Consider the following 7,502-nt stretch of genomic DNA (forward strand, 5'->3'; position numbering starts at 1 on the left):
ATTTCGAGAACGCGGTCGACCGCGTCTCGACGATTTCGAGCGAGCGCGGCCGCGCGGTCAAACTGTCGCTTTCGGCGGGCAAGCTGGTGCTGTCGGTGACCAACCCGGATTCGGGCAGCGCGACCGAAGAGCTCGAGGTCGAATACGCCTCCGATGCCCTCGATATCGGCTTCAACTCCCGCTACCTCCTCGACATCGCCGCCCAGATCGAAGGCGACGTCGCGACCTTGAGGCTCGCCGACCCTGGCTCACCGACCCTGGTGCAGGACCGCGACGACAAGAGCGCACTTTACGTGCTGATGCCGATGCGGGTGTGAGACGATTTCTCTCTTTTCGTCATGGCCGGGCTTGACCCGGCCATCCATCGAACAAGAAGACCTATTGGGTGTACATCCTCGCCAGCAAGCCCGGTGGAACGCTCTACATCGGCGTCACGAACAATCTGGTCAGGCGCATCTATGAACATCGCGAAGGCTTGGCAGACAGCTTCACCAAGCGTTACGGCGTGAAGACCCTGGTTTATTTCGAGGCACACGACACGATCGCCGCTGCCCTTCAGCGCGAAAAGAACATGAAGCACTGGTCACGCGAGTGGAAGATCGACCTGATCGTCAAAAGCAACCCCGCGTGGCAAGACCTGTATGATGAAATAGTCCGCTGATGCGGACGATGGATTGCCGGGTCAAGCCCGGCAATGACGAGACAGCATGACTCCCTCCCGCATTCACCGCCTGACGCTGACGCATTTTCGCAATTACCGGGCGGCGGGGCTCGAGACGGCGGCTGACATGGTGGCGCTGGTCGGGCCGAACGGGGCGGGCAAGACCAATTGCATCGAGGCGATCTCGTTTCTGTCGCCGGGACGGGGCTTGCGCCGCGCGACGCTGGAGGATGTCGCCGACAACCAGGGCGACGGCTCCTGGGCCGTTTCCGCGCAGGTCGAGGGCGCGCTGGGGCTGGCGACACTCGGCACCGGCATCGACCCGCCGCGCGCGGACGCATCCGTCAGCCGGCGCTGCCGCATCGACCGCGAGCCGGTGGGTTCGGCCAGCGCCTTCGGCGACCACATCCGCATGGTGTGGCTGACGCCGGCAATGGACGGGCTGTTCATGGGCGCAGCCTCCGAGCGGCGGCGCTTCTTCGACCGCCTGGTGCTCGCGATCGACAGCGAGCATTCCAGCCGCATCAACGCGCTCGAGCGCTCCTTGCGTTCGCGCAACCGCCTGCTGGAGACGCGCAATTACGACGACCATTGGTGCGACGCGATCGAGCGCGAGACGGCGGAGCTTGCGGTCGCCGTGGCGGCAACGCGCGGCCAGACCGCGGCAAGACTCACCGGCATGCTCAACGCGCGCGCGCAAGACTCCGCCTTCCCCTCGGCTCAAATCGCGCTCGACGGCTGGATGGAGAACGCGCTGCTGCAGGAGACCGCGACGTCGGTCGAGGATCGCTACCGCCAGATCCTGCGCGACAACCGTCCGCGCGATGCGATTGCCGGCCGCACCACCGATGGTCCGCATCTCACCGACCTCCAGGTCGTCTATGCGCCCAAGAGCATGCCCGCGCGCGATGCGTCCACCGGCGAGCAGAAGGCGCTGCTGATCGGCCTCGTGCTGGCGCATGCGAGCCTGGTGGCGGAAATGACCGGCATCGCGCCGCTGCTGCTGCTCGACGAGGTGGTCGCGCATCTCGATCCGAACCGCCGCGCGGCGCTGTTCGCGGAGCTGACGAAGCTTGGCGCGCAGGTCTGGCTCACCGGTGCGGACCCTGCCGCCTTCGCCGACATTGGCGCAGGCGGCGAAGTGTTTGACGTCGAGAGCGGACGAGTCTCGGCCCGACGCTAGGCCTCCGGGTTGAACCCGCTTGTTTGCGGCCGCGACTAGCTGCTTGAGGCCGCGAGCAGCGGCCATCGCGCAGGATTTCAGGCATGCGCGATATCCTTGGAGCACGAGCATGGCGGCGGTGGGGCGTGGAGCGCAAGCTCCGGCACGATGGCAACTCATTGCGTGCGGCCTCGCCCTCCTCGCGAGCTGCCTGCTTGCGGCCAGCGCCGGCGCCCTGGTCTCCAGCCTGCCGCCGCTGTTCTCGACGTCGCTGACGCTGGACCCTGCTGCCAGGCTGCCCGCACCGACCCGTTACAGCTATCGCGGAATCCACACCACCGTGATGCCCGGCATCAAAGAGCCGCTCCGAACCAGGTTAGAGGCGCGCGTGCCCGCAACACTCGCCGACGTCCTCGCCTTCTATCGTGCCGAGCTTCGAAAGCTCGGCTGGCAGGAACAGCCGGATGACGCATTGGTCAGCGCCGATCATGCGCGGCTCGCTTTCGTCTCTCCGGTCGGGCCGGCAGCGCTGGAGCTCGCGTGGAAGGACGGCAGCACCGCTTTGCAGCTGGTGCAGAAGAATCGCGAGGTGGCGACCCGAACGAACGTCCTGCCCGAACCCGGCAAGGCCAGGCTGGTGTTCAGCAATATCGGCGAGGCCGAAGCCGTGCTCACAATCGACGAGCGTACCATCCCGCGCCAGGCCGGCGCCAACGCCGTCGCGCTGGACCTGGCGCCCGGCAGATACGCCTACAGGGTGAGCGTGCCGGGCCGTCCGGCCAGCACGAACATGCTCACCATGGCAGCCGGCGATAGCTGGGAGCTCACGGTCGGACGCAACGGAGAGCCATGGCCACCGCTCCAGCTTTATTGACCTGTCTGTCTTTTGCATGTTTATCCTATCTGAATGCGCGCGCGATTCGGTATTGCCCGGATCAGTTGTATTGCTTAAAAAGACGGGCCTCGGGCACCCGTGCAGGCATGGGCGTGCAGGGGCGGGAACTGCGAATTCCCGCGACAATTGGGGGCTGAAGTGGGGTCTCATCAGAGAAAGCAAGCGGCCGTCCAGCTGCTGACGATCGCTGGTGTCTTGAGTTGGTGGTTCATGCGAGCGGTGGCGCTCCTTCCAGCCTTGAGCCTGGACGTGGCGATGCAATCGGTCATGCGAGGGCGGGCAGCTCTCAGGGCGGTGAAGAGGGACGCAGCGAAGCAGCAGGCCATGCGCGTGTTCACGGCCCTCGGCGCGACTTGCGGTGTCTTGGTATTGGTCACTGCCGCCGCGACCACTGTGGTCGTCCTTAGCCTGCCCGAAATGCGCTATCCGCGAACAATCGTCTACGACCGTGGGCAAAATCCCGGTCCGATATTGGTCGAGTTCGGCCCCCGCTAAGCGGTTGCAGAACAGGGGCTAATTCCCTCACCCATCGCGACGCTGCCTCGGCGCCTTTCCCGCGCAGCAGAGGCTGGCAGCGCTGGAGTTCGCGCGCGCAACGACGGCGCTGCAGCTGGCGCAGACGAATCTCGAGGTCGCGACCCGGACGAACGTCCTGCCTGCCGCCGGCCAGGCCGGCGCCCACCGCCGTTGCGATGGACCTGCCGCCCGGCAAATACGCCTACGGCGAGAGCGTGCCGGGTCGTCCGGCCAGCACGAGCATGCTGACCATCGCGGGCGATACGTGGGAGCTCACGGTCGGGCGCTTTGGAGAGCCGTGGCCGCCGCTGCAGCTATTGAGCCCTGCCTCGCACCGCGCAGCTCCTGCGCAGCCTGTTGAACCTGGCCGGTTCGTGCCACGACTTCTCGTCTGAGGCCGCGCCGACGGTGCCGCAGCCTGCAATTGCGCGGGTTTCACGCCGCGCCCAAATCCGGAGCTCTGACGATGCCGATGATCCGGCGCGGGACGCAAGTCCCGGCAAGATGGCTGCTGCTTGCCTGCGGTATGCTCGCGATGGCGAGCGCCTCACGTCCCGCGCGCGCGGCCGACGAGGGCATCGTCGACGTCCATCTCCTGCCGCGGCTGGAGGGCGCGGTGGAGGATAGCTCGCGCCGGGACACCCACCGTGTGACATACACCGTGCCGACCGGGGTTGCCGCCGCGTCGGAAGCCACGAAGAAGCTGCTGAGTGCGGACGGCTGGGTGCCCTATGTGTATCCACTGAACGAGAACAGCTCCGCGCAGACTTTCAAGAAGGGACGCCAAGGGCTCCGTGCCTCCTTCACGCAGGCCCGCGGCCAGTCCGCCGTGTCCTACACGCCGAACCGGATCTATTCCAATGTGCCGTTTCCGGACGGCGCGACCGAACTCGTGTTCGACGAGACCCGGCCCTATCTCGGCTGCATCGCGCCTGGCGCCCTAGATGCAACCGCCGCTTTCTTCGCCAAGGAGATGGCGGCGATCGGCTGGCGCAAGCTCACGCCCGAGACGGCCGCCCGCTGGCCCGGTGCCGACCTCGGCGAGACGGTGCCGAACGGCGCGCGCTTCTTTTACGATCATCCCGGCGGCGACACGACGCAGTTCTACAAGCAGAAGCCGGTGATGCTGACCTTGATGCGCCGCGACGACGGTCGCACCAATGTGGAGATCAGGGTGGCGCCGTTCGCGCTGCCCGAGGTGCTCGAGGCCGACGATGACATGGCCGGCCTGCCGCGGCCCAAGCCGACCAGATCTGCGAGGGGCCTCGGCAGCACGAGCTCCAACACGCGCGAGATGTCGGCCGCCGCGATCGCCGAGCTGCCTGCCGTGCTCGCCTTCTACCGCCGTGAGCTCGCTGCGCGCGGGTGGCAGGAGGACGGCAGCGCGCCGCTCGCGCCCGGCGACGAGGTGGCGATCAAGATCTCCTCAGCTGAGGAAACGGGCGTGCTGCGGCTTGGCCGCAAATATGATTTCACCATGGTCAGCCTGACCGCGCAGGTAAAGGAATCCGCGCTCGCCGCCCGTGCCAAGGCGAAGAGGGAGGCCGACGCGAAGTTCCTGAGCGATGCCTTGGGTACGGCTCAGCAGCTCATTGCGGCCGATGATATCAGGCGCAAGACGCAGGCCGCGTCCCTGTCGGACGCTCCGCTCAATGCGCTCGCTGACGGCAAGACGCCGGTGCCGCTGCCTGAAAACGCCGAAGACGTGAAATTCGAAGGCGGCGACGGCCGGCTGCAATTCTCCTCGGCATCGAGCGTCAAGGCGCTCAGCACGTTCTATCGCTCGACGCTGAAGAGCTCGGGCTGGAAGGAGCAGCCCTCGGTGATCAACCAGCCCAACATGGCTGTGATGGCGTTCTCCAAGGGCGGCAAGTCGATCTCGATGACCGTGATGCAGATGGGCCCGAAGGTGAATGTCCGCGCCGATGGATCGGGTCTGGTGACGGGAGCGGCCAAGCCCGCGGCCGGCGCGGAGGTGGAGGCGCAGGCGCGATCTGCCGAGCCGCTCAAGCCCGATCCCGAGTCCCCCCTGCCGGTGCCGACGCAGCGTTCGTCCAAAGCGCTCGAGACCACGAAGGTCCCCGGGGGCGAAGCGCCGCTCCGCAGCGAACTGACGGCCCGCATCCCCGCTTCGCTCGACGAGGTTCTCGCCTTCTACCGGACCGAGCTTGCAAAGCGCGGCTGGCAGGAGAAAACCGCGGGCGCAGTTGTAGCAGCGGAACGCGCGCAGATCGACTTCACCTCACCGCAAGGTCCCGCCGTGCTCAAGCTTGGCCGCACCAAGGGCGAGACCATTGTCAGCCTGGCGCAGAAGAATGCCGATGCCGCGGCCAAGGCCGACATCATGCCGAAGGCGGGACAGGCCCGATTGATGACGGGCAATTTGGGCGATAAGGAAGTCTCGCTCACGATCAACAAGCAAACCGTGAAAATCGCAGCCGGCGCCGGCGGCCCGCAATCACCGAAAGGCCCGATGCTCGACCTGCCGCCCGGCAAATACGCGTACGCGTTGCGCCTGCCCGGCCGCCCCGCACGCAGCGAGTCCCTGACCGTGGCCGCCGGCGAGGCCTGGGGCCTCCTGGTGGGCCCGAACGGTGACGTGCTGCCGGTGCAGATGTATTGAACCCGCCGCCTGCGTCCGAAACGGCCGGGTGAACCTGTCCCGTGCGCGGGACGACTAGTCGTCGGGAGGCGCGAAGACCCGCATCCCCGGAGAGTGGGCATGACGACGGCAAGGCAGGGGACGAAGGTCCGGGCGGGATGGCGGCTGCTGGTGTGCGCCCTCACCCTTCTCGCAGGCTGTTCGAGGGAGCCGCTGACCGCAGATCCCGGCGTCGAAATGCCAGCGCCGAAGCAAAGCAGCTTCAGTCAATCCCGCTCCACGCATGCGCGTGGTGCCGCGACCCCCGTCCGGCTCGAGATCGAAGCCCGCGTGCCTGCCGAGCTCAGCGAGGTGCTTGCCTTCTACCGCAGAGAGCTCGGGCAGCGCGGCTGGCACGAGAAGCCGGATGATGCGGTAATCGCCGCCGATCGCGTGCAGCTCGCCTTCGCCTCTCCAAACGGCCCGGCCACGTTGAAGCTTGGCCGCGCCAAGGGCGCGACCACGATCAACCTGGCGCAAAGGAATCCGGAAGCCGCGGCCAGGGCCGATGTCCTGCCGACAGCAGGACAAGCGCGGCTGATCTTCGGCTATCTCGTGAAAGACGTGGCTTCGCTTGTGATCAACGATCAAACCATCAAGATCGCGGGCGGCGAAAATCATCCACAAGTGCTGGATCTGCCGCCCGGCACCTATTCCTGCGCGCTGCTTGTGTCGGGCCTTCGGATGCGCACCGATACCATCACCGTGGCCGCAGGCGAGGCATGGTCCCTCAGCGACGATAAGGAGCCCTCCCAGGTCTACTGAATCCAGTGGCCTATGTCCGGGGCCCGGCGACGCCTCGGAACAGGCCACTGCGCCCCGCAAGTCCACGCTTTCCGGAGCCCCAGAACGGGCCTTCGAATCGGGCTTTTTGCAGCGCCCCAAACCGCCGTTCAGAAGCCTTGAAAACCAGCCAAAAAACCCTATTTGTTCAAAGGGTTGCCGGAGGATACTTTGCGCTAGGCGCAGGCGGTCTTTCATGGCACAAATGGCCCGCAAATCAGCGCCTTAGCGCCGCTGATTCGGGCGACATCTCGAAGGCCTCTCATGACAGAACCTGCTCGGCAGCCCGCTGCCGAAAACGAGCCCTCAAATCCGAGCGACTACGGCGCGGAATCGATCCGCGTCCTCAAGGGCCTCGATGCCGTCCGCAAGCGCCCGGGCATGTATATCGGCGACACCGACGACGGCTCGGGCCTGCACCACATGGTCTACGAGGTCGTCGACAACGCGATCGACGAAGCGCTGGCGGGCCATGCCACGCGCGTCGACGTCATCCTCAACGCCGACAATTCCGTCACCGTGCGCGACGACGGCCGCGGCATTCCCGTCGACATCCACAAGGGCGAAGGCATCTCGGCCGCCGAAGTCATCATGACCCAGCTGCACGCCGGCGGAAAATTCGACCAGAACTCCTACAAGGTCTCGGGCGGCCTGCACGGCGTCGGCGTCTCCGTCGTCAACGCGCTGTCCAGCAAGCTGATGCTTCGCATCTGGCGCGACAACAAGGAGCACTACATCGAGTTCGCACATGGCGATGCCGTCGCGCCGCTGAAGGTCGTCGCCGATGCCCCGGGCAGGCGCGGCACCGAAGTGACGTTCATGGCCTCGCCCGAGACCTTCAAGA

Annotated in this window: 6 protein-coding genes and 1 pseudogene; all 7 read left to right on the forward strand. The window is 66.2% G+C overall.

The window, feature by feature from the left end; all coding sequences use genetic code 11:
- Positions 1 to 317: pseudogene (locus JHD07_RS23340) on the forward strand (DNA polymerase III subunit beta); the annotation flags it as partial.
- Positions 318 to 385: 68 nt separating this feature from the next.
- The gene (locus JHD07_RS23345) at positions 386 to 661 is read left to right on the forward strand and encodes a GIY-YIG nuclease family protein (protein WP_291626296.1); all 276 of its coding nucleotides are present in this window, start codon (positions 386 to 388) and stop codon (positions 659 to 661) included.
- A 46-nt stretch (positions 662 to 707) separates the two neighbouring features.
- Positions 708 to 1,844 (forward strand): DNA replication/repair protein RecF, encoded by a 1,137-nt coding sequence (gene recF / locus JHD07_RS23350; protein WP_291626298.1) that lies wholly within the window; start codon positions 708 to 710, stop codon positions 1,842 to 1,844.
- Between the two features lie 109 nt (positions 1,845 to 1,953).
- The gene (locus JHD07_RS23355; protein ID WP_291626300.1) at positions 1,954 to 2,697 is read left to right on the forward strand and encodes a hypothetical protein; all 744 of its coding nucleotides are present in this window, start codon (positions 1,954 to 1,956) and stop codon (positions 2,695 to 2,697) included.
- Between the two features lie 1,003 nt (positions 2,698 to 3,700).
- Entirely contained in the window at positions 3,701 to 5,857 is a 2,157-nt protein-coding gene (locus JHD07_RS23360) for a hypothetical protein (RefSeq protein WP_291626302.1), read from the forward strand.
- Positions 5,858 to 5,956: 99 nt separating this feature from the next.
- The gene (locus tag JHD07_RS23365; protein WP_291626303.1) at positions 5,957 to 6,640 is read left to right on the forward strand and encodes a hypothetical protein; all 684 of its coding nucleotides are present in this window, start codon (positions 5,957 to 5,959) and stop codon (positions 6,638 to 6,640) included.
- A 282-nt stretch (positions 6,641 to 6,922) separates the two neighbouring features.
- Positions 6,923 to 7,502 (forward strand): ATP-binding protein (locus JHD07_RS23370; RefSeq protein ID WP_291626306.1); only part of this gene is annotated, 580 nt, incomplete at its 3' end.

Origin of the sequence: Bradyrhizobium sp. (assembly GCF_016462955.1) — a bacterium.
Lineage (GTDB): Bacteria > Pseudomonadota > Alphaproteobacteria > Rhizobiales > Xanthobacteraceae > Bradyrhizobium.